The 26,244-nt window shown below is 42.4% G+C and carries 23 protein-coding genes; 9 read left to right on the forward strand and 14 right to left on the reverse strand.

The window, feature by feature from the left end; all coding sequences use genetic code 11:
- The first annotated feature begins 425 nt into the window (after nt 1–425).
- The gene (locus ACKPQ5_RS02825) at nt 426–2,039 is read left to right on the forward strand and encodes an ABC-F family ATP-binding cassette domain-containing protein (protein WP_407677578.1); all 1,614 of its coding nucleotides are present in this window, start codon (nt 426–428) and stop codon (nt 2,037–2,039) included.
- 42 nt (nt 2,040–2,081) lie between these two features.
- Nucleotides 2,082–2,675, forward strand: a complete 594-nt coding sequence (locus ACKPQ5_RS02830) for a thymidine kinase (protein WP_407677579.1) — start codon at nt 2,082–2,084, stop codon at nt 2,673–2,675.
- A 14-nt stretch (nt 2,676–2,689) separates the two neighbouring features.
- Here the strand turns inward: ACKPQ5_RS02830 and ACKPQ5_RS02835 are convergent, their stop codons facing one another.
- The 4 genes from ACKPQ5_RS02835 to ACKPQ5_RS02850 are packed head-to-tail and all read right to left on the reverse strand — an operon-like array spanning nt 2,690 to nt 5,216.
- Nucleotides 2,690–3,292 (reverse strand): YqaA family protein, encoded by a 603-nt coding sequence (locus ACKPQ5_RS02835; protein ID WP_407677580.1) that lies wholly within the window; start codon nt 3,290–3,292, stop codon nt 2,690–2,692.
- A gap of 25 nt (nt 3,293–3,317) precedes the next feature.
- Nucleotides 3,318–3,854 (reverse strand): hypoxanthine phosphoribosyltransferase, encoded by a 537-nt coding sequence (gene hpt / locus ACKPQ5_RS02840; RefSeq protein ID WP_407677581.1) that lies wholly within the window; start codon nt 3,852–3,854, stop codon nt 3,318–3,320.
- Nucleotides 3,851–4,729 carry a fructosamine kinase family protein gene (locus tag ACKPQ5_RS02845; protein WP_407677582.1) on the reverse strand — a complete coding sequence of 293 codons (879 nt, stop codon included), beginning with the start codon at nt 4,727–4,729 and terminating at the stop codon, nt 3,851–3,853. The genes hpt and ACKPQ5_RS02845 overlap by 4 nt, the downstream gene beginning before the upstream one ends.
- 10 nt (nt 4,730–4,739) lie before the next feature.
- Nucleotides 4,740–5,216 carry a low molecular weight protein-tyrosine-phosphatase gene (locus tag ACKPQ5_RS02850; protein WP_407677583.1) on the reverse strand — a complete coding sequence of 159 codons (477 nt, stop codon included), beginning with the start codon at nt 5,214–5,216 and terminating at the stop codon, nt 4,740–4,742.
- Nucleotides 5,217–5,315: 99 nt separating this feature from the next.
- Between ACKPQ5_RS02850 and ACKPQ5_RS02855 the strand changes: the two genes are divergently transcribed.
- Genes ACKPQ5_RS02855 through recR form a run of 3 tightly spaced genes read left to right on the forward strand, consistent with a single transcriptional unit; the run spans nt 5,316 to nt 7,129 of the window.
- Nucleotides 5,316–6,182, forward strand: coding sequence for an NAD-dependent epimerase/dehydratase family protein (locus ACKPQ5_RS02855; protein ID WP_407677584.1), 867 nt, complete (start codon nt 5,316–5,318; stop codon nt 6,180–6,182).
- 23 nt (nt 6,183–6,205) lie between these two features.
- Nucleotides 6,206–6,514, forward strand: coding sequence for a YbaB/EbfC family nucleoid-associated protein (locus tag ACKPQ5_RS02860; RefSeq protein ID WP_407677585.1), 309 nt, complete (start codon nt 6,206–6,208; stop codon nt 6,512–6,514).
- 12 nt (nt 6,515–6,526) lie between these two features.
- On the forward strand, nt 6,527–7,129 hold the full coding sequence (gene recR, locus ACKPQ5_RS02865) for a recombination mediator RecR (protein WP_407677586.1): 603 nt from the start codon (nt 6,527–6,529) through the stop codon (nt 7,127–7,129).
- A 5-nt stretch (nt 7,130–7,134) separates the two neighbouring features.
- Here recR and ACKPQ5_RS02870 read toward each other — a convergent pair whose 3' ends face one another.
- The 5 genes from ACKPQ5_RS02870 to ACKPQ5_RS02890 all read right to left on the reverse strand — a co-directional run bounded on the left by ACKPQ5_RS02870 (nt 7,135) and on the right by ACKPQ5_RS02890 (nt 16,476).
- On the reverse strand, nt 7,135–11,085 hold the full coding sequence (locus ACKPQ5_RS02870) for an InlB B-repeat-containing protein (protein WP_407677587.1): 3,951 nt from the start codon (nt 11,083–11,085) through the stop codon (nt 7,135–7,137).
- 40 nt (nt 11,086–11,125) lie between these two features.
- Nucleotides 11,126–12,496 carry a sensor histidine kinase gene (locus ACKPQ5_RS02875; protein WP_407677588.1) on the reverse strand — a complete coding sequence of 457 codons (1,371 nt, stop codon included), beginning with the start codon at nt 12,494–12,496 and terminating at the stop codon, nt 11,126–11,128.
- Nucleotides 12,497–12,501: 5 nt separating this feature from the next.
- Nucleotides 12,502–13,896, reverse strand: a complete 1,395-nt coding sequence (locus ACKPQ5_RS02880; RefSeq protein WP_407677589.1) for a hypothetical protein — start codon at nt 13,894–13,896, stop codon at nt 12,502–12,504.
- 102 nt (nt 13,897–13,998) lie between these two features.
- On the reverse strand, nt 13,999–14,856 hold the full coding sequence (locus tag ACKPQ5_RS02885; RefSeq protein ID WP_407677590.1) for a hypothetical protein: 858 nt from the start codon (nt 14,854–14,856) through the stop codon (nt 13,999–14,001).
- A 201-nt stretch (nt 14,857–15,057) separates the two neighbouring features.
- Nucleotides 15,058–16,476, reverse strand: a complete 1,419-nt coding sequence (locus tag ACKPQ5_RS02890) for a sigma-54-dependent transcriptional regulator (protein ID WP_407677591.1) — start codon at nt 16,474–16,476, stop codon at nt 15,058–15,060.
- Nucleotides 16,477–16,577: 101 nt separating this feature from the next.
- Here ACKPQ5_RS02890 and ACKPQ5_RS02895 point away from each other — a divergent pair, with 101 nt between their 5' ends.
- Entirely contained in the window at nt 16,578–17,780 is a 1,203-nt protein-coding gene (locus ACKPQ5_RS02895) for an N-acetylmuramoyl-L-alanine amidase (protein ID WP_407677592.1), read from the forward strand.
- Between the two features lie 14 nt (nt 17,781–17,794).
- Here ACKPQ5_RS02895 and ACKPQ5_RS02900 read toward each other — a convergent pair whose 3' ends face one another.
- Both ACKPQ5_RS02900 and ACKPQ5_RS02905 read right to left on the reverse strand, forming a co-directional pair.
- Nucleotides 17,795–18,325: a hypothetical protein gene (locus ACKPQ5_RS02900; protein WP_407677593.1), complete on the reverse strand. Its 531-nt coding sequence runs from the start codon at nt 18,323–18,325 to the stop codon at nt 17,795–17,797.
- A 50-nt stretch (nt 18,326–18,375) separates the two neighbouring features.
- On the reverse strand, nt 18,376–19,131 hold the full coding sequence (locus ACKPQ5_RS02905; protein WP_407677594.1) for a class I SAM-dependent methyltransferase: 756 nt from the start codon (nt 19,129–19,131) through the stop codon (nt 18,376–18,378).
- Between the two features lie 85 nt (nt 19,132–19,216).
- Here ACKPQ5_RS02905 and ispH point away from each other — a divergent pair, with 85 nt between their 5' ends.
- The 3 genes from ispH to ACKPQ5_RS02920 all read left to right on the forward strand — a co-directional run bounded on the left by ispH (nt 19,217) and on the right by ACKPQ5_RS02920 (nt 22,898).
- A complete protein-coding gene (ispH, locus tag ACKPQ5_RS02910) occupies nt 19,217–20,086 on the forward strand; it encodes a 4-hydroxy-3-methylbut-2-enyl diphosphate reductase (RefSeq protein WP_407677595.1) in 870 nt (289 codons plus the stop codon).
- Between the two features lie 13 nt (nt 20,087–20,099).
- Nucleotides 20,100–21,524: an adenylosuccinate lyase gene (gene purB / locus ACKPQ5_RS02915; protein WP_407677596.1), complete on the forward strand. Its 1,425-nt coding sequence runs from the start codon at nt 20,100–20,102 to the stop codon at nt 21,522–21,524.
- Nucleotides 21,525–21,635: 111 nt separating this feature from the next.
- Nucleotides 21,636–22,898, forward strand: coding sequence for a 6-phosphofructokinase (locus ACKPQ5_RS02920; protein WP_407677597.1), 1,263 nt, complete (start codon nt 21,636–21,638; stop codon nt 22,896–22,898).
- A gap of 26 nt (nt 22,899–22,924) precedes the next feature.
- On the opposite strand, the gene ACKPQ5_RS02925 is transcribed toward ACKPQ5_RS02920, so the two are convergent.
- From ACKPQ5_RS02925 to ACKPQ5_RS02935, 3 genes are all read right to left on the reverse strand, one after another.
- Nucleotides 22,925–24,433, reverse strand: a complete 1,509-nt coding sequence (locus ACKPQ5_RS02925) for a PLP-dependent transferase (protein ID WP_407677598.1) — start codon at nt 24,431–24,433, stop codon at nt 22,925–22,927.
- On the reverse strand, nt 24,430–25,692 hold the full coding sequence (locus ACKPQ5_RS02930; RefSeq protein ID WP_407677599.1) for a diaminopimelate decarboxylase: 1,263 nt from the start codon (nt 25,690–25,692) through the stop codon (nt 24,430–24,432). The genes ACKPQ5_RS02925 and ACKPQ5_RS02930 overlap by 4 nt, the downstream gene beginning before the upstream one ends.
- A 73-nt stretch (nt 25,693–25,765) precedes the next feature.
- Complete coding sequence (locus ACKPQ5_RS02935) at nt 25,766–26,239, reverse strand: dihydrofolate reductase (RefSeq protein ID WP_407677600.1); 474 nt, start codon at nt 26,237–26,239, stop codon at nt 25,766–25,768.
- Nucleotides 26,240–26,244: the final 5 nt, after the last annotated feature.

Genomic DNA, 26,244 nt, shown 5'->3' on the forward strand with positions numbered 1-26,244 from the left:
CACCCTATACTGCGACTAAAAGTGGAGATACATTAACAGTCATTATTTCTCCCACGGATTCCTCATTTGGGGAAGATCTTGTTTTAGTACTAACGGGTTTTTAATTGAAAGTCTGTTTTTACTTTTTCTTTCTTTTTGGAGTGCATTAGAGCTAGCGAAGGTTTTCCATCGAATTGTATTTAAATTGGCTGGCTTCGATCTGGAGTTGTTGAACTTGGCCACTTTTAACCCTTATCAATTTTCGGAAAACTTTTTTCTTTTGTCCCTCTTAGGGGTTGCCTCTCTGGTCGCAATTTTACCGATTTGTATTGCTCTTCGAAAACCGGTTGGAAAAGTTCTCGGGTAAAAGAAATTATGCAAAGGATTTTTTGTTCATTCGTGAATGATGTTGCTGTTTCGAAGCGAAGCGATTTGGTATAATTGCTATGTTTTTAATTAGAGACGTTAACCTGGCTTACGGGGCAAAAGTTTTATTCAAGGGAATTGAGGAGACCATTGGTCCGCGGGATCGTATCGCCTTAGTGGGGTCAAATGGTTCCGGTAAAACCACTCTTTTACGATTGTTAATGGGAGAGGAAACTCCGGACTCCGGTAGTGTGGAGAAACCCGATTATGCCACGGTCGGTTATTTGCCACAGGATGGAATATCAGTGACTGGTTGCACATTACGGGAAGAGGCAAGTAAAGCATTTGCGGATGCCAACGCGATCAAGGTTAAACTGGATGAAGCGGAGGTTGAACTCGGGGAAATGGAACCGGATACAGAGAAATTTTATGATTTAATTGATATGATGGGCGCCTGGGAAGAGCAGTTGGCTGCATTCGAGCCTCAAAAAATGAATGCTCGTGTGGACCGAGTTTTTTCCGGGATGGGTTTTTCTCAGGATGATATGAATCGCCAGTTAGAGGAGTTTTCGGGAGGGTGGCAGATGAGGATTGCCTTGGGGAAATTACTGTTGCAGGGGCCATCTCTTTTAATCCTGGACGAACCGACCAATCATTTGGATGTGGTCGCCCAAAATTGGTTGGAGCAATATCTGAGGCATTATCAGGGTGCAATACTAGTTATTTCGCACGACCGTGCCTTTTTGGAAACGGTCACGGATCGAACAATGGAACTTAAAATGGGCCAGTTGATTAATTATAAGGGGAATTATACTTTTTATATTAAGGAAAGTGCGGCTCGAAAAGAAAGACAGCGAAAAGCCCATGTAACTCAGAAGAAGGAAATTGAGAAGGAGAAAGAATTTATTAATCGATTTCGTTCGAATATAAAAAAGGCGGCCATGGTACAAAGTCGTATTAAGGCATTGGAGAAGATGGAGATCGTGAAACCGGAAGCGGATGAGAAAAAAATATATTTCCGATTTCCTCCCTCTCCTCCCGCTAGTCATAAAGTAGTAGAGGTGGAAGATTTAAGTAAATCTTATGATGAACTGGAAGTTTTTAGTGGCTTGGATCTTCGAATTGAAAAGGGGGATCGAATCGCAGTGGTGGGGGTCAATGGAGCCGGTAAATCAACTTTAGCCCGAATTCTGGCAGGAGTTGAACCTTTTCAGGATGGTAAAAGAGATGTGGGGGTGAACACAGTGATTGGGTATTTTGCGCAGCATCAGGCAGAGGAGTTAAACCCGGATAATGAAGTCCTCGCCGAGGTGGAGGAAGTTTTACATGACAACCCGGATGCCAATCCCCGGGCCGCACTGGGGGCCTTGCTTTTCACTGGGAATGATGTTTTCAAAAAAACGTCTGTTTTATCTGGTGGTGAGCGAAACCGGGTGGCATTGGCAAAATTGTTAATGAAGCCCTGTAACTTTTTGATTATGGATGAACCGACCAATCACTTGGACATTCGTAGTAAAGAGGTACTGCAGGAAGCATTAAATCTTTTTGATGGAACGGCCTTAATCGTGAGTCATGACCGATCCTTTTTGGACAGTGTGGTGACAAAAGTATTGGAGGTCTCGCCCAATAAAACTCGTATGCTAACCTGTAATGTCAGTGAATACATGGAACGGTTAAAAACAGAAGAGGTCTGATTTTTAGTTTCCATTAACTGAAGATTTTGCCTGAATCAAAAGATGGCAAAACTATATTTTCATTATTCTTCAATGAATGCAGGTAAATCAACTGCATTACTTCAGGCGAATCACAACTATTTAGAACGGGGTATGAAGACAATGCTATTTACTGCCAAGTTAGATAATCGAGAGGGGGGTGGAGTAATTAGTTCACGCATTGGAATTCAGAAAGAAGCCCTTGCATTTGCCAATGAAGACAATCTTTTTGATATGGTGAGAGAGGCTGATTCCGATTCGAAGCTTAATTGCATTCTGGTGGATGAGGCTCAATTTTTAAGCAAAGAACAGGTCAGGCAATTAATCAGGCTTGTGGACGAGGAGGGAATACCGGTTCTTACTTATGGAATCAGGTCTGATTTTAAGGGAGAGGTTTTTGAGGGAAGTAAATTCTTACTAGCCTGGTCCGATGTGATGAAAGAAATTAAAACGATCTGTCATTGTGGAAAGAAGGCGACCATGAATGCTCGTGTGAGTACAGAAGGGGATATGGAAACTGCAGGTGCCCAAATCGAAATTGGTGGGAATGAGCGCTATATCTCACTTTGTCGAAGTTGTTTTAATCGAGGAGAAACGGGTTCTTTTTCCCCCGTGTAATCTGAGTAGTTTACTTAGTGCTTAATCAGCAGTTTTAAGACCAGAAAACCCCCTACTAACAGTAGGCCAAATAAAAATGCTAATTTGTTGAAATGCAGATCAATTTTTTCTTTCATTGGTTCCCCAAATTTTGCGATTAACAGTGCAACTAGGAAAAAACGAGCAGAGCGACTTACTGCAGAGGCTAAGGTAAAGGGCAAAAGAGCCATGCCTAAAACTCCGCTGGCAATGGTAAAGATTTTATAAGGGATGGGAGAGAATCCCGCCAAGAAAACCAAAGGCCAGCCCCACTCTCCGTACCACTCCGCAATTCGAGCAAATTTCTCCTCGGTGAAACCGGGTACATACTCGTAGAAATAGACCTGTATGCCGTCCCATGCAAAATGTCCAATCCCATATCCTGCCAGTCCCCCAAGAACCGAAGCAACCGAGCAAATCGTGGCAAAATAAAGCGCTTTTCGCAGTGCGCCCAGGCAGAGCGGTATGAGAAGTATGTCGGGAGGAATGGGAAAGAAACTCGCTTCCGCAAAAGAAAGAACTGCAAGCCAGGCAGCGGAGGACTTCTTTTTCGCGAGGGAAAGTGTCCAGTCGTAAATTTTTCTGATCGGGTTATTCAAACTATTACTTTCTTGGATTGATTTATTAACTGTAGACGGAAGGTTTTAAAGTACCGACGTAGGGAAGTTGCCTGTATCGTCCTGCGTAATCAAGTCCATAACCCACCACAAATTCGTCCGGGATTGAAAAGCCTGACCAATCGGCTTTAAATCCATTTTGGCGCCGTTCGGGTTTGTCTAAAAAAACGCAACTACGCACGGAGGCGGGTTGTTTCGAAGTCACTTCATTAAAAACACTCTGTAATGTGTTGCCAGTATCCAAAATATCATCGACCAATAAAACATGCTTATCCCTGACATCAGATTTGAGGGAGCTTAATATTCGCGGTGCAGTTTCTGGATCAGTTGAATTGCCGTAACTGGATACCCGTAAGCAATCAAGTCGTAAGGGGATGGCTAAGTTGCGAATTAAATCAGCAGTAAATACAATCGCCCCGTCCAATAGAGTAATAATAATAATCTCTCGATTCTGATAATACTGATCAATCTCCTGACCGATTTCCTGAACACGTTTTTCGATCACCTCTTTGGTGAGAAGAATTTGTTTAATATCGTTTTTCAAGGAATTTGTTTTAGCAATTGATTAATACTGGATTGAGCTGAATTGGCGTATCCGCCTCCGAACAAATTAAAGTGATTGAGCTCGTGGTAAAGATTATAAAGGGTCTTTCGTGTCTTAAATCCCTGGTCGAGAGGGAAAGTTTTTTCGTATCCTTTATAAAATGACGAGTCAAAACCACCAAACATATAAGTAAATGCGAGATCGGTTTCACGATCTCCATAATAACTGGCTGGGTCAAAAATAAAGGGCTCACCTTTTGGGGTATAACTTGCATTCCCTCCCCATAAATCGCCATGTAGTAACGAGGGGACTGGAGTATAGTTTACAAAGAAAGAATCAATGTTGTTGAGGAGGTGGTTTTTGCCCTCAAACAATCGGCCCTTTTTCTCAGCTAAGCCAAATTGGTGATGGAGTCGGTAGTCTTTATAAAAAGAAACCCAGTTTGTAGAATAGGGGTTGGGTTGCGGAGTCGCTCCGATGCAATTATCCTGACTCCATCCAAAATGCTCTCTGGGAGTACGATGCATTTGGGCGAGTAAAGTGCCCATTTTTTCTTGTCCACTTGCAGAGGGAGCACCTTCGGGGATAAATTCCAAAACAAGAAAAGAAGATAGCTCGGTCTCTCCCCAAGTTATGACTTGAGGTACTCGAATGGTATGCGTTTCTTCCATTTCGCGCAAGGCTAGTGCTTCCGCTTTGAAAAACGGTAAAAAAGAGGGTGCATTTTTTTTGAGGAAGAGGGGAGTGGAATCCATGCATTCGACCTTAAAGCACTGATTTATGCACCCACCTGAAATGGAGCGTGCACTGTTTAATCGAATCGATTTGCCCGCGCTTTCCGCAATGCAATCGAAGATTAAAGGTAAATCGTCCAAAAGTATAAAATTACTTTTCGGATGCGAATTCTTCTTCCAATTCGTTCAGAAGGTTCACGCATCCCTCTTCCAGGAGATTGAGCACATTTTCAAATCCTGATTCTCCTCCATAATAAGGGTCAGGGATTTCGGTTACATCTGGTCGGACATAATCGCAAAATGGTTTTATCTTGGATTGAAATGTCGGATCAGGAGAAAGCTTTGAAAGTTCTGAATAATTAAAATGATCCATTGTTAGCAACAGATCTGCCTCTTCAAAGTCTTGATTAATGGCTATTCGAGCGGTTCCCCCGATAGGCAACTTTCTTGATTTTGCAGCTTTCTGCATTCTTGGATCGGGCGGATTTCCTTGATGCTGATTAATCGTACCGGCTGAATCGCAGGTAATTTTATCTTCTAGTGACCGTTCTTTGACTAGTTTATTAAATGTGGCCTCGGCCGCGGGTGATCGGCAAATATTGCCCCAACAAACGAATAAAATATGCATGGGTTGCTTCTAACCGTAAAACGAGTCCCAGTTCAAGCAAGATCGTTTGTGCGATCTCAATCTTGACTTTTATGGTAAAATATAGGTATAAAATAACTGATGAGCAACACCATTACCATATTAGGGTGCGGATATTTGGGTACTGCCCTTGCCGAACATTGTATTGGAAAAGGTTTTACTGTTTCTGCCCTTACCCGCAATGCAGAAACTGCAAAGAAACTTCATTCGATCGGAGTCTCTCAAGTGGTAGAGGCACAACTCCAAGATAATGACTGGCACCGTAAATTAGACCCGAACCAAGACTTTGTCGTAAATTGCGTGGGTGCATCTTCTCCCGACAATCAGGGCTATATTACATCTTATATTGAAGGTCAGGATTCTGTAATGAAATGGCTAGAGAACGGATCTGTAGGTAGCTACGTTTTTACCAGTAGTATTTCAGTATATCCACAAACTGAAAAAAGATTTGTCGATGAAACCGCATCCTGTGCAGGAGTGAAGGAAAAAGGGGGACTGTTATTGGCAGCAGAGCAAAAATGCTTCCCGCCAGTTTTATCAATTAAAAGAAGTTTTATACTACGATTGGCTGGATTATACGGTCCCGGTCGCCATTTGTTGATTGATAAGGTTAAAAATGGCCAGGAATTTCAAGGGAATGCGGATCGTATTTTAAATCTTATTCATCGAGATGATGCGGTGAAAGCTATTCTAAATTGCTTAGAGGCAGACCAGACTAATATCGGTCGTATCTACAATGTGTCAGACGGAAGCCACTCAACAAGAGGACAAATCGTAACATGGCTTGCCGAAAAATTGAATGTCACGGTACCGACCTTTCAGGAAAATGATGAAGAGGGTACATCGAACCGAAAAGTTTCGAATAACCGGATCTTAGATGAACTATCCTGGTCCCCACAATTCTCTAGTTTTCAAACGGGATACGATTCAATCTTAGGTTCGGCCTAAGCAAAATATAAATTTAAAACATTATGGTTGGTGTCGGAAAATTACTTAAACAGGCTCAAAAAATGCAGCAGAAAATGGAGGAGGCACAAGCCCTTCTTTCTGAAGAAATTATTGAAGTCTCAGGTGGGGGCGGTGCAGTATCGATCAAGATTTCAGGACAAGGTGAATTCAAGGGATTACAATTAGATCCAGATTTTTTGAAAGAAGATCCTGAATTTATTTCTGAAGCGGTATTGCAAACTATTCAGGATGCCTCTGAGAAGGCGAAAAAGAAGAGTGATGATGCGATGAGCGGATTGACTGGTGGCATGCAAATGCCCGGCCTTTTCTAATCCAATATCCTTGTGACCCCTGGTTACGACCAGTTAGTTCGTTTATTTAAAAGCTTACCAGGACTAGGGTTCAGGTCGGCTGAAAGAATTGTGCTCCATTTATTAGTGGAGAAGCCCGAAAAGTTAAATCAGTTTATCGAACAACTCCATGATTCCGCAGGTTTAATTGGACCTTGTGGCAGTTGTGGGAATTTAGCTGAGGGTGATCATTGTTCAATTTGTTTAGATGAGAATCGGGATACCGATTCAATTTGCGTGATCGAACGGGTGCCAGACCTTTTTGCCGTTGAAAGATCGAGTGCGTATCGAGGTTTATATCATGTTTTACAGGGCAAGCTTTCTCCGCTCCGCGGGATTGGTCCTGAACAACTTAATTTATCAAGCCTTGATAAACGACTGAAAGAGGGAAGCGTGAAAGAAGTAATTTTAGCTTTGGGTAATGATTTAGAAAGTGAGGCAACTTGTCATTATATCCAAGAAGAAATTGTGGGAGAACAGAATATTAAAGTGAGTCGTATTGGGTTTGGTCTTCCTAGCGGAGGCGGTGTTACATTTGCGGATGAAATGACATTAAAGAATGCACTTGAAAGTCGACGTGCTTTAGATTTTTCTTGAAAATTCTAAAATAAACCATCCAGGATTGAAACTTCTTGGTTTTTATCAAAAGGGCTCCATATTTCATCTTTATACCTAAAAAATCTTGGTGAAGGTAAGGATTCGAAGTCGAAATAAATCCAATTCTCATCTGTAGCGGACCAACTTTGCTGCTTGGTAAATGAATCTGAATTGAGCCATAACCATTTTAATTGTGGAGACCATAACCAAATGGAACCATCGGATTGTGTTTCAGGGAATATCCAGCCTAAATTGTAGTGATAGCACCAACCATTATCCGATTGGTAAAAGTATCCGAGCCAATCATTAGCATACCAACTGGGAGAAATGATTGTTACTTGGAGTGACTCGATCAAATTAGTAGGCGATGTGATAAATGAAGCGGTAAAAGTTAGATTCTCAGTAACTGTAATGGTTAAGGATGTACTATTTGAATCTTCTATTCCACTCCCGCTCCATTTTTCGAAATAATTTCCTGACTGTGCAGAGGCAGTGAGTGTAATGCTTTCTCCGAAACTATAATTTCCTTCTCCAGTTACATTTCCTTCTCCACTGGTTACAATAGTCACGGAATGGGTATTGGGGGTGAAGGAAGCTTTAATGACTGTATCGGAATTAACTGTGATAGTAGTCTCGGTCAAGGAACGGTCTGTGAAAGTTCCATTTCCCTCCCAACCAGCAAAGCTATATCCAATGTCGGGAGTGGCCACAATGGATACAGTCGAACCATAGAGTTGAGAGGTATTCACATCGTTAATCGTTCCTCCAATACCTGCAGTTAGGTCAAGAGAATATGATATTTTCTCAAAGGTGGCCGTGATATTTAAATCCTGATTTATTGTCAGCGGGAGGCTAGTATTATATGAATTTCCCATTCCGGTTCCGCTCCATTTTATAAAATAATAACCCATTGCCGGAGTAGCGTTTAGGGATATCGTATCTCCATGACTATACATTCCATTACCTTGAGCGACTCCCTGTCCCTGTACGGAAACTGAAACTTCGTAAATACTTCTTGTAAAGGATGCAGTAATATTTGCGTCATTGAGCAAGGTAATGTTGGTCGAATTTGAAAACTGATTTTCAAATATCCCATTACCATTCCATTTCTCAAATGTATAGCCGGTATTTGGAGTGGCAACTATTGGGATAATACTACCATAATTGTAAGTGGAATTGAGATCGTTTACATCACCTCCTATTCCCGCGCTTACTGAGATAGAGGGGCGGGTAAGAGCAAAATTTGCAGTAAGATTCAAATCTTCAGTGATGGTAAGTGTTGTGCTGGTTGAATTTAAATCTGCTACTGTTCCGCCTGTCCAATTTACGAAAGTATAACCCGAGCTCGGTGTGGCTGAAATTGTAACAGTTTGATTTACAGAATAGATGTTTGTTCCAGTCAATTCCGAGGCAGAAAATTCAGGGTTTGCATTTAATTGAAGTACAAAATTACCATCTGGAATTTCAGCGAAATTTGCCTTTACCGATTGGTTTCCAGAAATTGTCAGGGTAGTGGTGGATGAATTAAGTTCTTCGATCCCATTTCCTTCCCAACCCGAAAAATAATAGCCGGGATCTGGTGTTGCATTGAGAGAAATCAAGCTGTTGTAAGGGAGAGAACTTCCCGGAGGGGAAGAGGAGACGACACCACCTGTAGTTGCTGTAATATTCAAGTCATAGTTCAATGGGGAAAAGTGAGCTTGTATTGATTGATTCCTATCCACTCGTATGGAAGTGGTGGAGGCAGTGGTGTCGGTGATGCCTGCGCCTGATTGTGTCCAATTAGAAAAAGCATAGCCAGTATTTGCAATCGCAATAAGGCTGACGTTCGAGTCATAAGAATAGGTACCATTCACATCGTTGATACTGCCTCCCTCACCAGCCAGTGCCGATAGTGAAAATTGGAGTGGGGAAAAGGTTGCAGTAACTGATTGAGCCTGAGTCATTTGAATCGTAGTCGTCATTGACGCTGCATCAAAAACTGAAGCCCCGGACCAACCGGAAAATAAATATCCAAGGCTCGGAGTTGCTGTTATTGTACTGTCTTCTCCGTGAGAAATATTTCCGGAACCTGTTGCTGTTCCACCTATGGTTGCATTGACGGTTAATGGGTAGGAATTTAATCCAAAATTTGCGGACAGATTTACATTGGAATTAATCTGAAAAGTAAGCGGATTCTCACTTCCCCCAATTGATCCGCTCCAATAGTCAAAGTAATAACCGTTTCCCGTATTTGAAGTGACCGACAGTGTGACTGTATCTCCGTGACTATAGGTTCCTGTTCCGTTCACTGAACCGGCAATGCTCGGTTCAAGAGCAACATTTACCAAGTACGAGTTTAGAGTGAAGTTAGCAGTGACAGTGCGAGCCAGGGTCATATTGACCGTGGTTGTGGCAGATGAACTGTCAGTAATTCCGGTTCCAGACCAGCCGGTAAAAGAATAGCCAGTGCTTGGCGTTGCAGTTATCGTTTTCAAAGTACCATGAGGAATATTTCCGGATCCGGTAGCCGTTCCCCCTGTCCCCGCGTTTACTACTAAGTTATGGGCAACTAAACCAAAATTCGCGGTTAAAGTTAAATCAGACGTAACTTCTAGAACCAATGGATTACTCGAACCCGTTTGCCCATTGCTCCAATATTCAAAATTATAACCGTCTCCGGTATTTGAAGTAACATTTAGGGTTGCGGATGCTCCTGGGTTGTAAATACCCGCTCCACTTACTTCGCCTGCTCCATTTGGTTCGATTGTCACACTAATGGTAAAGCTTGGCCAGGCACCCGAACGTTTATTATTTCTTTGGAATTGAGGCCAAGAGTTATCCGCTAATCCTGCCCCCACGTTTACCGCGTATACTTTCTTGTCATAACATCCAAAAAATAAATTCCCACTTGAGTCCAGGGCAAGGGATGAATCCACCAATCCACCAATGGAGAGTGGAGAGGATGAGTTATTGGTATCCCATGATTTGGTTCCGTCTGAATTAAAAGCAAAGAGATGGTTTTCCCCAAAGCCGGTATATCCGATGACATAAACCTTACCGTTGGAATCGACGACTGGGGAACTGTAGAATACATCTCCCGAGAAAACTTCCCAATTAGAAATACCTGTGACTTGATCCACTGCACGAAGATATCCGTCGCGGGAAACAAAAAAGACTTCATTGTTTTGACCGAGAACAGGAGATGCATCCACCCGGTCATTGGTCCCAACCTTCCAATTTAGTACGGCTGCACTGACTCCGTCCGCAATGGAATAACAATATCCATTGCCACTTCCGAAATAAAGGTTTCCTGAAAGATCTATAGCGGGGGATGAGAGAATTGATTTGTTTGTGTCCGCAACATCATCCACCTCGTATGTCCATTTCGTACTTCCATCCTGATTAAGGGCGTGAAAGGTACCATTTTCATCCCCGAAATAGATGGTTCCGTCCTGTCCGATCGCGGCTGAGGAGGTGATTGCATTTCCTATATAAGTTTCCCATGCCAAAGAACCGTTTGATTCTAAAGCGTAGAAAAATTCATCTTTGGATCCAAAATAAATTCTTCCCTCTACCCCTATAGCTGGTGAGGCAATAATACTACTACTCGTATTAAAGTCCCATAATTTAGAACCGTCCATTGGATTGATTGCATAGAGTTGATTATCCCAGGATCCAAAATAAATGGTTCCGTCTGACCCGATTGCAGGGGTTGAATCAACCCAGTCCCCGGTCGTGAAAGTCCACTTGGCCGAACCATCCGAATTAATCGCGTGGAGTTTATTATCGTTCGATCCAATGTATACTGTCCCATCCGTGGCAATGGTTGGAGATGAGAAAATAGTCCCCCCCGTCGAGTAAGGAGTTGTCCAATGCGCCGTTGGGTTTGCAACTCCCACAGACGCAAGCACCGTAGCTAAGAGCATGGCAATGAAAAACCTAGCTTGGCAGTGACAGGGAAAGATGAGAGGCATGCCTTTAGTTAGCATAATTTGGTTAAATAATACAAATTTATTAAAGGTCTTCTTTGGGTTGAATTTCCACACAGAAAGTGGATCCTTTAGTGGTACTTGATTTAAGAAAAATTCCCCCATTCATTTGTTCTGCTAATTGCTTACAAATTGCAAGTCCGAGCCCGCTTCCATGTTCCTTGTTGCTTCGGGTGGGAGAGAATAAATCATCCTTGATGTGCTCGGGGACGCCCGGTCCATTATCGGCCACGAGAAACGAGATTCTGCCTTCCGTTTTTTCAAGCTGTAGAAAGACTTTTGTATTACTATCTGATTCCAAAGCATTCTGGACCAGGTTTTGTAGAATAGGGAGAAGGAGATTGGCCTGTAAATTGTTAATATTAACCTTGTCCCATTGGCTTGAGATTATGCTTACATAAGTACCCTTACCTTTCAGGTTAAACTTTTTTGCAGTCATACAAAGAAGCTCATGGGCTTGGAAAGAATAGCTTTCTTCATCCAGTTCATATTCTTTGAGACAATTCATGGTCTCATGAACCAGGTTTTCAATCTGTTTTGTGGTTGATTGCAATGCCTGGTCGGCAATTTTTGAGTCAGCTTTATCTCCGCCCAATTCCAAGTTCTTTAGTCCCATGAGTGGACTTTTAATTGCATGCATCAAGTGGGCGGTGATTGCGCCCAGTCCGGCAGTTTTACAAGCCATGACAAGCCTTTGATTGGTATGCTTTAGATCCTCGGTTTTGGCGAGCAATTGAGTTTCAGCTTTCTGTAGTCGTTTAAAAAATAGGTTGAATACAAAAAGTAAAAGAATGGATCCAAATAGAAAAACGATTAGGCCTTGTTTCATTACCTGTGACTTGATTGCATTCCGTTCGGGAATGATATCCGTCTTTGGATCCACGATCAGTTCGAGGAATCCAATTTCAGCCTGTTCTCCAATGGGGAAAACAATGGATAATGCATCCCTTTGGAAATTGGTTATTTTTCGTGCCTCTCTACCTTTTTCCAAAGAAAAAAACCTCTTTTTTGTTTTCTCTATATTGGTTGATAAGTCGAGGAGTCTACCCTTATTATCATAAGCATACACACTGCGGACGTCAGGAATTTCCAGTGATCTCATTGCCAGAATTCTAAGCCCCTCGATGTCGTCGTAAACCAATTGGTCCAGACCAAGATTAATGTAATCTAGGTTTTCTTCGAGGATTTCCTTTTCTATATCCTCAAAGAGGTTGTTAATTGCAGGTAAAAGGACATTCGCAGTTCGTTCGATTGCTAGATTGTAGAATTGATTGAGGGCAAAATATTGGAGGACAAAAGTAAGTAATCCAAAAAGAAATAAGATTGCTCCAATGATAAGCCGTCCATGTTTGGACTTTTTTGCACACATCAATGATTGGTTGTTTTCAGTATTCAATTTACCTAATTTTCCCACTTTACACCCAATGCCCAAAAGTTGGTATAATATTCATAATCTCTTGCATTCGATTGATCCTCCTCATAACGCCACTTTAAATAAATTTCCCAGTCCGATGATATTTTACGAGTCACCAGTAAATCGACTCCGTAACTCTGTCTTTCAAATTGAGCGCCAGGTGAAACGGTTCTAATGTCGTATAAATAATTAGCCCAACCTAATTCCGTGACTGATTTCCATTTCTTGCCTTTAATTTCGTGAGATAGCTTTGTGCTTATTTTACTGTAATCATAATAGGCACCAGCATTATCAGATAATTGGCTGTATTTGAATTCTGCACCCAGTGTGTCTAGCCATGGGTTGTTCGACAGCCTTTTCCATGATCCAGAAACGCCTGTTTTTTCGGTTGTGAGATTTCCCCCTGATAAATTTGTGCCCTCTCCATCCTTTCTGCTCCGTTCAACATAACGAATGGTATGATGGGAAATCTTTGCATGTAATGTGGTTTGCTCGCTTTGCTTCGCGGTTAGGTCTATCTGAATTTTCTGATCCGAATTATTTTCCGAAGGATTGTCATACCGATCGATTCCGAAAGCAGTCTCGGCAGATAATTTTATTTTGGGAGTAAGTTGGTAGCCGAAATGGGGAATGATTTCTGATTTGTTCGATTGAACCTGCATTGAGAACGGGAGGCCCAGGTCAGAAAAATCAAAAGCCTGATCGTAGTAAGTGTGCCGGAGCTTTGCACCCCATGAACTGGGCGAGCTCGTAGGTCTGTAGGAATGCTCGGCCTGAAGGAGAAGAATACCGGTTAGCTTGTGGTCGTCCACTTCCAGGAATCTTTTTCCTTCCCCGTAAAAATAAAAATAACTTAAGTAATCAGGGTTCGCCTGTCTGAGTAAAAAACTCTCTGTTTCAAATTCCATGTATGTGCTTGATTCCCGGACATAGGGTCCATACATGGGGTTATCTGAAACCCCAAAACCAACTGATGCAGAAACGGACGGTAACCAGCTTTTGGATTCAGCGAGTTCAATAAAATCATTTTCCTCCCATTCAGTATCTGGGAGTTCAATTTCATTGATCGAGCCAAAGAGAAGAAATTCAAGTTCCTCATCTGTCATTATACTCTCCCTTTTAGTCGGAGCATTTTGCGTGGGAGGCGAGGGCGATGTGGGGGGCTCTGCTGAAACAACTTGTATAGGAGTTTCGGTAATTTTGTTGGGAACTGGACTTGTATCAAAACCACCAAGATTGATGATCTCCAGGTTTCCCAAGTTTGAAACAAAGGAAGAAGGTTCTTTTATGGTTTGAGCAAATGCATGCTCGGAAAGTACTCCCGAAGTATGTAAAAGAAATACACTTAGCAAAGTAAGAAACTTATAATTTACCGTGATCAAGAGACCATATTAAAAAGTTGTTTTAGTTTTGCCAAAGAAAAAGGAAGGAGCGAAAAAATCGCTCCTTCCTATCAGTTTTAATTGGCTTTAAAATCGAAAAAATTACAGATCGGAAGTTCGGGTTGCTTCGGTTTCGACGAGTTCTCTAATTTCTTCCTTAATTTCTTTGGATTGTGTTTTGATCTCCTCGTGCTTTGCTTTGTTGGTCTCTTTAAATTCAGCAATTAATTCCTCTTTTTCCTCTTTTGTGGCTTCCTTAAGTTGCTCGTGTAATTCTTTACGGGCGGAGTGTAGTTCTTTGTGTTTTTCTTTAAGGGCTTCCACTTTTACTTTTAACTCAGCGTTGAGTTCCGGTCTTTCGGGTTTTTCAGGACGTGCGGATTCGATACTTTCGCGAATCGCTTCATGTGCTTGTTTGATCGCATCGAATTGATCTTTGTTATCGGCTTTAAATGTTTCAATTGCATCACGCATTTCCTCCTTGGAGGCACTTTGACCGAGTTCGGCAAGTTTGCCTTTCATTGATTCGTGAAGTTTCTTCTGATCGGCTTTAATTTCGGCAAGGCTATCTTTTACTGCATCACTTAACTCCGGTTTTACTGGACGTTTTGGACGTTTAAATTCGCCCTTCTTCTCCATTTCCCCGCGCAAAGCACCTAGTTTCTTCTTTGCCTCTTCCTGAGAAAGCTTACCTTCTTTAACGGACTGCTGGATTTTATCAGCAAACTCCTTGGGGGAGCGTTTTTCATCATCAGATAAAACTTCAGGTTTTTCGATGTTTGCGACTGCTGCTTCCATTTTTTCTTTGGCTTCTTCTTTGGTTATTTTACCGGCATCTAAAGCTTGCTTAATTTCTTCAGCCACTTCTTTTGGTGGGAGAGGTCGAAGTGGTTTGGGTTGAGCAAAAACAAAACTTGCTCCGAGTCCGGCAATAAGTAGATAGGCGATTGATTGTTTCATGATTTATATGGTTTTTGTATATTGATGTTTAAATATTGGAATCATTTTAACATTTTTAGTGCCAACCTGGCAGGTTTGTTTAAATTATTGATTGGTAGATGCTTGTGACTAAATTGATTGAGTTTTGGATTTGTCAATGAAGTATTACTGGGAATTATTTCCCAATGGCATGGCCATTTGTTGGGGATTATTCCCCAAGGCCTATTTACTTTTCTTTTGTAAACGGTAGCGAATGTAATCCCTAGGCACGCCGAGGAATCTGGCCGCTTCAGAAATGTTTCCATTTGCTTGGGATATTGCTCGTTCGATAAGTCGAATCATCTCCTTCTCCAGATCGAACCCATCCTCTGGAAAGACGAAAGAGGGATTGAGCCAATCATTTTCGTCAAGCAACGTGTTGTTCTTTAACCCGCTTTGTAGATCGTTGGAAAGTTCGAGATCTTGCCCTTTTTCGGCCATGACCAACGCCCTCTCCAGGTCATGAATCAATTCTCTCGTGTTACCTGTCCACTCGTTGTGAAGCATGTAATTTTCACTGGATTTAGATATCGTTGGTGTAGGCAACCTGTATTTTTTGCTTAGAGCGGAAAGGAAATGTTTAGCCAGGGGAAGAATGTCAGTACCCCTGGTCTTAAGTTCGGGAATATTGATCCGTAGTAGATCCAACCGATGAAATAAGTCCTCTCTGAATTCTCGACTCATAATCATCTGCCGTAGGTCTTGGTTGGATGCGGCAATAATTCTTATATTCACTTTTATCTCTTTGGTTCCACCGACTCTACGAATGACCCCGTTTTCAATCGCCAGCAAAACCTTGGCTTGTGCCGCGAGGGAAAGGCTTGCGATCTCGTCCAAAAAGAGGGTGCCTTGGTCGGCCGCTTCAAAAAGACCGATACGGGCATTTTTGGCATCGGTAAATGCTCCTTTTTCATGCCCGAAGAGTTCAGATTCAATCAGGTTCTCCGGAATTGCGGAGCAATTAACTTCGACAAAAGAGTTTTCAGACCTGGGACCATGAGCATGAATCCAGCGTGCGTAAGTGGATTTTCCGGAACCGGTTGGACCATCGATGAGTAGGGGAGGGAGGTTTGCATCGAGCCTTCGGTCTGCATCGAGTATTTTTTTCAGTTTTTCCAAGTCCTGCACAAACGCACCTTCAAAAAACAGATCATTGGTTTTCTTTTTTTCCTGCTCCCGGTTGTGCTGACTGAGGCGAATGTTCTTTCTCCGGTTGTCTGCTTGGGCAAAGACATAGGGCAGTTCATCGAGGTCAAAAGGCTTACTCAGGTAATCAGAGGCACCCAATTGAATTGCCTCCACAGCGGAGCGGATCCCGCCTTCACCAGTCATAAGAACCGTCGAAGTATTTTGTGGTACAATTCCCTCTCTGAGTAGTTCGAGACTGTCGCCATCGGGTAGGTTCAGGTCAAAGAGAGCCGCATCAAAGCTAAGCTCGGGAAGCGCTCTTCTCGCTTCTTCAAGACTTTGGCAATGGGTCACATCCGCACCACTTTTTTCCAAAAAAGAAGAAATTTGTTTGGCGAGAAGCAAATTATCCTCCAACAGTAGAACTTCTTTGCCTCTAAAAAATGTGGATGTATCGTTTGAGAATTTCATCATTAAGTAGAATTTAAAAATGAGTCCTCGGTAAAAATAAATAACTTTGCAAACCAATTTTCATCGATCATTGTAAGTTTATGCCGATAAGGTCTTTACTATGTATGTTTTTTTGGGGGGCGTTTTGTTTTCTTTATGGAGAAACTTCTCTTCAATTACAGCCGCCTGACTGGGCAAGGCTTGATGCATTTCAGGGAACATTATCGAAGGGTAAATTTAAACAGACCTTACACCAAGTTTACTGCCCCCGCGTAAGCTGGTATCAAGATTGGATCAAATTGAATGAAAAAGAGGTTTTGATTCGAAAAAAAAGGGGCCAGGATAGTTGGTATGCACTTTCCTTCTCTGATGAAAATCAAACTATTTCAAAGAATTCTGACTTACTTTCCGCCGATAAGAAAAATACCTTAAATGGAGTCCGTATTGCTTTAGACCCTGGGCACATTGGTGGGCAATATTCAGAAATGGAAGGAAGACATTTTGCACTGAATGGAAGCTTTCCAGTCAAGGAAGGAGACCTTGCATTATCTGTGGCAGTTAGGCTTAAGGAAAAACTGAGTGACCTGGGGGCAACAGTAAAATTAATTAGGGAGAAAAATGAACCTGTTACCGTACTTCGACCAAATGATTTTGCCGATGAGGCTGAGATTTGGGTAAGGCAAAGGGAATTACTTTTGAAAAAAATGTTCAATGCAGAGGAGAGAGCTAAATTGGTGAGGAAACGTAGGGAAGTTCTCTTTTATCGAATCTCAGAGATTCATGCCCGTGCAAAATTAGTAAACGAAGTCATCCGACCAGACTTGGTAATTTGTTTACATCTAAATGCCGCACCTTGGCCCGATCCTGAACAGTTTGAATTAGTAAAAAGGAATGACTTTCATGTACTTGTAAATGGATGTTTTATGGGGGGCGAATTATCGGATGACAACCAAAGATTTGAAATGGTTTTTCGTTTAGTTAATCGTTGGAATGAAGCAGAAAAAGAAATTGCTGAGCATTTATCTCATGCGTTTATCCACAAGACAAATCTATCAATATTTAATTATAAAGGGCCTAATGCATTAAAGGTGGGAGATGTGCCTGGGGTATGGGCACGAAATCTTCTTGCGAACCGAAGTTATCATTGTCCAGTTGTTTTTTTGGAGCCATATGTGGCTAATTCCAGTGATGCTTATGAGCGCATAATGTTAGGGAATTACAAGGGGAAGAAAAAAATGAACGGAGAATGGAAAGAAAGCTTGGTAGAGGAATATGCAGACAGCGTACTGGTAGGAATTAAGAATAGTTTACTTCCTGACCGAAAATAGTTTCGGTCTCACCATTATTTATCCAACGAATCGAGCACCATTTTTTTGAGGACTGAAAGCTGGCTTTCCACGGTTTCTTTTGGACCAGTCATCTTAATGAAAATAGAGCCATTTTTTCCTTCAATAATGGCCGCTAAAAGTGCGAAGTTTTCTTGGGGTGTTTTTGGACCAAATGCCCGACCGCTCAAAAAGGTTCCATGTGCTTGTGCATAGGTGACTGGGGTATCTCCAATAGTAGTGTTCTTGATCTCTATTCCCTTGGCCTCTTCGAATTGGGACATCCATCTGTCTACATTCGCTTTTACTCCACCCGCTCCACCGCCTCCAAAGTAAAAGAAAGCGACCTCCGCCTCTTTTTCCTTCTCTCCCGGGACTTTAAATTGTGCTTTTCGCATTTTTGAAGTGGGGACAGAGGATACCCAATTCGAGGGGGAAGAGAAAGAGTATCCCGCGACCTCAACAGTTTCAGCCTGAATCAAGTGGGCAGACAATGAGAGTAGGAAAAAGAGGCTGAAAGCAGAATGGATTGTATTGGAGATTTTCATGATCGGTAAGGGTGGAACTGTTATCTTAAGGTTTACTGGAAAAAAGGAGTTTACTTTTCAGCACTAGGCTTTTCAAAAACGATAAAGTGTTGTTGCGGTAAAAAATCGAGCGTTTCTTTCCACACATACCCGACCTCAGAGATTTCTTTTCTCGCTTGTTTTTCCGACATTTTATGGAGTAATTTGATCGGGACACCCGGATCTTCTTGCCGATACTCGATTAAAATGAGACGGCCCTTTTGCTTCAATGACCGAAAGATAGACTGGGCCATTTCTCGGGGATAGGAAAATTCGTGATATGCATCCACAATGAGGGCGCAATCAATTGAATTGGGTTCGAGGGTGGTATTTTTGATGGAGCTTTGTACAGTCAGGATATTGTCAAAACCACCTTTTCCTTTTTTCGCTCTTATAATCCCCAGCATTTGGGGAGAGATATCAACCGCGTGAACTTTACCTTGGGGGACAAGCGGGGAGATTCGAAATGAAAAGTATCCTGAGCCAGCACCGATGTCGGCAACATGATCGGTTGCAGATAACTTCATATTTTTGATCAGCAGGTCAGTTCGTTCTTCTTGCTCTCTTTTGGGGCGTTCTAACCAACCAGCGCCGAGGTGCCCCATTACCTGTGAAATCTCTCTGCCAAGATAATACTTACCGATTCCATCCTTCGTTCGTTCGCCTTTTAGATAATAGCTTTCCTTACTATTAGATTCCTTTACATCCTCAGACCATAATGGGGGACTGCAAAATAGAACGGCAACTTGAAGTAACAGTGATAATTTAAAAGTAATGGATAAATGCATTAACTCAATTTGTTCTTCTTTTTGAGGTGATTGCAAATCAATATTGTACTTCTTGTCACATCTCGGTATAAAAGATTTACGAGATATGAAAGTGATAAGAGCAAATAGTGCGGGATTTTGTTGGGGAGTGGAGAGGGCAATCCAGGTTGCCCGCGAGGAGGCACGTGGTGGAGAAAGGACAGTCTACACCGATGGTCCTCTTATTCATAATAGCCAAATGATGACTGCTTTGGGGCGTGAAGATATCCGAGAAGTTGGCGATTATCAAAGTGCTTCTCAACTAGATCTACCACAAGATAATGAAAAAGAGTCAGTGGTGGTGGTAAGAGCACATGGGATTTCCCCCAAAAGACGAAAGTATTTACAAAATCTCGGTCTACCTTTTCGAGACGGAACTTGCCCTGATGTTGGAATAATTGCCGGTAAAATAAAGTCTCATGCCGAACGGGGTTATGATGTGGTTATTTTTGGAGACCCTGAACATCCTGAAGTATCTGGTTTGCTTGGGTATGCGAATGAACGTGGTCATGTCATCACAAATGAGGAAGACTTACACAAATTACCCACTTTTAATTCTGGAGTGGTTATGGTTTCTCAATCAACTATGTTTACTCACGAGTTCAAAGATTTATCGTTACAATTATCCGAAAAATATCCAGCCCTTGTTATATTAGACACAATTTGTGGTGCGACGAAAGAGAGGCAGTCAGACCTGGTGGAACTTGTAAATGATGGAGCGGATGTCATCGTTGTTATCGGGGGAAAGCATTCTGCGAATACGAGGAAGTTGGCCAAGTTAGCAGCGAGTTATGATAAGCCTACTTTCCATATTGAAACGGCGGACGATATTGAAAAAGAAACCTTTCAATCTTTTAAATGTGCGGGAGTGACTGCCGGTGCATCAACCCCGGAGTTTATTATTCGTTCAGTATGTGAAAAACTGAAAACTTTTTAATCGCCCCCTTTTTATGCCAACTGAAATATCTAATGTTCTCGCCGAGCGATATGCCTCGAATCCAATGAAAAACCTCTGGTCTGCAACCGGAAAAATAATTCTAGAAAGAGAATTTTGGATTGCAGTGATGAAAGCCCAAAAAGAACTGGGTGTAGAGATTGAACAGGAGGCAATTGATGCATCAGTCTCCGCAAAAGCCTCGGTTGATTTAGAATCAATTCAAGAACGAGAAAAAGTAACCAAGCATGATGTGAAGGCACGGTTGGAAGAATTTGCACATAAAACTGGTCATCAACATGCTCACAAGGGAATGACCAGTCGAGACCTAACAGAAAATGTGGAGCAGCTCCAAATTCATCGATCCCTGAGTCTGATTCTAGATAAAGGAGTTGCTGCCCTGTTAGCGTTGGCTCGAAAAGCCGAGCAATATAAAGACATTCCACTTACCGCCCGTTCTCACAATGTACCGGCCCAAGTCACCACCTTGGGGAAAAGGATGGCCAACTGGGGGGAGGAATTGGAACGTGTGTTGGAAGCACTTTCCAGTCTATGCGTTACCTACCCTTATCGTGGATTGAAAGGTGCAGTGGGTACCCGTTTAGATCAAGTTACCCTGTTGGGTGATACTGAAAAAGCAGAGCAACTAGACCGCAAGGTAATGGAGCACCTGGGAGCCACCGCAAATTGGGAGAATGTTGGACAGGTCTACCCGAGGAGTCTTGATTTTGAAGTGGTCTCGATACTGGTTCGTTTAGCCGCCGCACCCTCTAGTTTTGCGAAGACCCTTCGGATCATGGCTGGTCATGAACTACTGGGGGAAGGATTTGCAAAAGGACAGACCGGATCCTCGGCTATGCCCCATAAAATGAACAGCCGAAGTTGTGAGAGAATTAATGGATTTCATGCCATATTGAATGGTCACTTAACTATGGTATCGAACCTCTCTGGCGATCAATGGAATGAGGGAGATGTTTCCTGCTCAGTAGTTCGAAGAGTTGCTTTGCCAGATGCCTTTTTTGCGATTGATGGGTTACTGGATACCTTTCTAACTGTCCTTACTCAGATGGAGGTCTTCCCCGCAATGATAAAATCCGAGGCCTCCCATTATTTACCCTTTTTATTATCCACGACATTCATGATGGAGGCAGTTAAGGCAGGGGCAGGTCGGGAAGATGCACACGCTGCAATTAAGGAACATGCAGTGGCCACCGTAAAAGATCTTCGGATGGGTAAGGCGAAAGAAAATGACTTAGCAAAACGCTTAGCAAAAGACAAAAGGGTTGGTTTGAATGCCACCATCATAAAATCTCTCATTCAGGAGGGACAAAAGCGAATTGGTGCCGCGAATTCCCAAGTTGATTCTTTTGTGGCTAGTGCTGGTTCCTGGGCGAAAAGATATCCAACCGCGCAAGAGTATACTCCGCCTTCCATACTCTAGAATTTTCTCACTGTAATCGATGCCATTGGTAATTCAAAATATTTTGCGATTGCCATTTTGATCGTTCCTCTGTGGAGTGGTCGCTTTTTCGTTATTTGACTCTTTAATATTATGGCAGATGAATTAGTTGGAAATTGTTTGGTCGCTCAATCAGGGGGACCAACCGCCGTTATCAATGCGAGTGTTGCTGGTGTAGTAACAGAAGCCCTCAATAACCCGTGTATTGAAGAAATATATGGTGGAATGAATGGTGTACTTGGAATTCTAAAAGAAGACTTAATTGATCTTGCAGAAGAATCCCAACAAAACATTCGCGGACTTCGTTATACTCCCGCATCTGCTTTGGGCACTTGCCGTTTTAAACTAAAACGTGACTCCGATTATGAACGTGTGCTCGAGGTCTTTGAAGCTCACAATATTCGATACTTTTTTTATGCCGGTGGCAACGACTCCCAAGACACTGCTGATAAGATTTCAAAGCTTGCTCAAGAGAAAAATTACGAACTCCGTGTTATCGGAGTGCCCAAGACAATTGATAATGATTTGGTAACCACTGACCATTGCCCAGGCTACGGTAGTGTGGTAAAATACATCTGTACTGTGATTCGTGAGATGGCCTTGGACCATGAGGCAATGGGGCAACACGATTTAGTTTCGATCGTAGAAGTAATGGGCAGAAATGCGGGATGGATTGCTGCGGGTGCTACTCTTGCAAAAAGAAAAGAGAATCCTGATGACGCGCCTCATCTCATTTACCTGCCAGAATTACCGTTCTCCAAGGAACAATTCGTGGATGATGTCCAACGAGTACTCAAGAGGAATAAATACTGCCTCGTAGTAGTGGGGGAAGGTTTACTAGATCATGACGGAAATTATGTGGCGAACAGCACCAGTGCACAGGATGCATTTGGGCACCAACAACTTGGTGGGATTGGAGATTTCTTAGCGGGATTAGTGGAAGAGAACCTGGCTGTTAAAGCTCGTTCTTCCAAACTGGGAACGGGGCAAAGAGCAGCGGCACATTGTTCATCTCAAGCAGATAATGACGAAGCATTTATGGCCGGTCAGGCTGCAGTGAAAGCAGCCATCAACGGAGAAACCGATAAAATGGTCATACTTGTTCGTGCAGAAGGTGAAGCCTACAGTTGTGAAACCAGTCTTGCTCCACTTTCTGAGATTGCCAACGGAGTAAAAGAAATTCCTGCCGATTGGATTTCCGAAGATCGCGTCAGTATGACGGCAAAATTCATTAAGTACTGCCAACCTTTAATTCAAGGTGAAGTTGAAGTACCTTATGAAAATGGAGTCCCTTCTTTTGTCAGGTTGTCTAAGAAGCGGATTAGAAAAGTATTAGATTCCCATTCTTTCGAGTAATTTCGAAAGGTAACTTGGTTTTTAAATTATTCCATACCTTGCAGGGCAACTTGTAATGTTTGGATAATTTCTTCCGGTTCCTCCATTCCGACTGAAAGTCGGCACAAATACGGTGAAATTCCTGCTTTTTTGAGTGTGTTCAATCCTTGATCGGATTGGATCAACTTGTAGTGTGCCAAGTATACATAGGGACAGCACAGGGTGAACTCGGTTCCAAAACTAGGACTCTTAAGCATGCGAAGTTGATTATAAAAACTTTCAAAGCACCCAGTAACCTCAAAACTTACCACGCAACCGGGCCTTTCATCACCGGCAATTTTTCGAAAGTAACCTGCTGAATCATTTTGGTATGCCCAAAATACTTTCTTGATTCCTGGATGTGATTCTAAGAAATGAACCACCTGGAGGAGGGTATTATTGGTTTTTTGAACAAATGTTGGATAATGGGGGAGTTGTTCACATAAACGTAAAAGATCCCTTTTAAAGGGGGGAGATAAATAATTTTTAGTCGACTCAAATAATTCCCTACCCAATGGGGAGTGGTCAGGAAAAACTAGACTTCCAATCATTAGGTCACCCTGCCAACTTGCATACTTAGTTAAGCTATTTACTAGTACATCTCCTAAATGTGCCACCTTTGCATTCTTAGGCGATGCCATGGTAGGATCCACAATGAGTAAGGCATTGGATTGGTTACAAAATTCCCTCACTTTCTCTAAATCACATGATTTTAAAAGTGGATTGGTCGGGTACTCGGTCACAACACCGGCAATCTGATCGCCATACTGGGAAAAGACCTCTTGTAACTGATCGAGATTTCCCAGCTCAGTAATGGTAATTATTTTGCTTTCTTCTCCTGCAAAAAGTTCCATTGTTTCAATAGTATCCAAATATAACCAACCCAGACGAATCCATATGGTTTTCCCTTTTTCTCGGTAATGTTGAAAGGCAGTTCGAAAGAGCGAATAAAATGCATTTGCACCCGAGGAAGAAATTAACACCCGTTCTGCCGAAACTCCGGTACCATGAACTTGAGCAATTATTTCACGTGCGTATTGATCGGGGCTATCCTGTTCATTAATCTCTTCACGATCTCGAATTAGTCCTTGGTGGAGCAAAATTTCTTCGGCATGCCGAGAGGATAGTGATGCTCCAATATGCTGTATAAAAGAACTAATGTTTTCAATCTGGTCGCTTCCTCGCGTTAATTGTAGCCAAGTATAATTCTCCCGTTCTTGAATGGTATAGTTCTGAACGGCAAACCTGCTCAGTGCTTCTTGGCAATGATGGTAATTTGCAAAGATAAAACTTTTACCGGTGTATTCACTTGAATCTTCTTCTAATTGAATGACTCTGCGTATGAAATGATGTTGGATGAATCGGGGATACCCTGATTTCATCTTGGAAAGGGTTTTGGGATTTTTTTCCTCGTAGCCAATAAGATCCTGTACTTTGGGCAGACTTACACATACAGCGTGATCACGAGAAGGAACGGATTGCCCTAAGGCAAAATCACCTAGCCCAGTTACGGTCACGGAGCTACTTCGTTTTCGATAATTTGTTCGAAAGTTTGCCTTTTTCTAATTAAGGAAAGGGAACCATCCGATTTTTTTAATACTTCTGCAGCTTCTGGAAAAGAGTTGTAATTTTTAGCTGACATTGAGGAACAGTATGCACCGACACCCTCAATGATGCACGAGTCTCCAATTTCTCCCTTGGGTAGTAAACGAGGGGCAAGGGACTCGGGCTCATTGGGAGCCGGTGTGAGGAGGTCTCCTGATTCACAGCAATGCCCGACCACCACCTGTTCAATATTCTCCTTTGGTTTCGCCTGGGAGTCTTCCGGAATAATTACAATTGGATGCTGAGCACCATACAAGCTCGGGCGAAGGATTTCTGTCATTCCTGCATTGAGTTTTAAAAATCGATATCCGGAGGGACCAGTGGAGGTCACATCCTGTACTGTGGTAACGAGACTGCAAGCATGTGCCAATAGATAAGTACCTGGTTCGATCTCGAGTTTTAATTTTCGCCCAGTTTCTTTCTCAAAATCTTCAAATAATTTTCGCACGGGTGTACCGATTTCCTGAAGGTCGGTCGCCTGTTCACCGGGCATCCTTGCCACCTTGTATCCACCCCCCAAATTTAATGATTTAACGGTGGGGAATTTACGCACAATGTCTAAGCTCATGCCTGCTACTTTTTGCCACACTTCAGGATCCGAGCCAGATCCAATATGGGTATGGATTCGGTTTACTTTCAAATGGTAGTGTTCACAGAGTTTCTTGGCTTCCTCCAAGTCCTCTTTCCATATTCCAAAACTGCTTGAAGGACCGCCCACATTGGTACGGTTGGTACCTCCTGACCCCATTCCTGGATTGAAACGCAGTCCGATAGATTCTCCTTTTCCCCAAATTCCAAATTTGTGAATTTGATTCAATGAACAAAGATTTACATGCACACCATCCTGTACCCAATAACGGAAGTTTTCTGGGAATTCCTGAGTGCTCATAGAAATTGATTCCGTTCCGTAGCCCGCCCGAACAGCCCGTTCCACTTCAAATTCAGAACTTGCATCTATTCCCAATCCCTCACTATTAAAAATTCGCAAAATAGCACCAGTGGGGGCCGATTTCATTGCGTAGCGAGGATACAATCCAAAAGCATTGGGGAAATTAAGTACTGACTTTGCATTCGTACGCAGAGTATCTTCGTCGTATACAAAGGTTGGAGTTCCAAAGTCGATACGAATTTGTTCAATATTTTCGGGTGTGAGAAATCTAAGTTGTTCCATTCGAGTAAGAGATTTAAGTGCTATTTATAAATTAGACTCGTAGTATAGGCAAGCATTCGAGGGACATATCACGCTATTTTGTCAAAACTCGAAAAATGAGTTCAGCTGAATCTGTTTGGATTGATTTTCGGGAAATTTCCCGGGTGAAATATTTTTCCCATGGGGGAAGGTAGACATTTCCTGAATACTCGGCTTTAATTTCGGTAAGGTATAGATAATCAGCAATACCGAGAGCCTCTTCATAAATTTCCCGGCCGCCACAAATCCATACGACTTGATTAAGTTCTTTTGCAATAGATAATGATTCTTTTAAAGAACCTGCTTTCAGAGCATGAGGGAATTTAATTTTCTGGTTTCGGCTCAAAGTAATGACTGACCTATCTTGGGCGTGCTCTTCAAAATCGTTGTAGCAATGTCTGCCCATGATTAGAGTTCCCTTTTGTGTGGTTTTTAAAAAGTATTCCCAGTCTTCTCGGATATTCCATGGTAGTTTGCCGTTCTTTCCGATCAGTCTGTTTTGATCACAGGCTACAATTATATTAATCATTCTGA

The organism is Candidatus Seribacter sulfatis, assembly GCF_964187635.1.
GTDB lineage: Bacteria > Verrucomicrobiota > Verrucomicrobiia > Opitutales > Seribacteraceae > Seribacter > Seribacter sulfatis.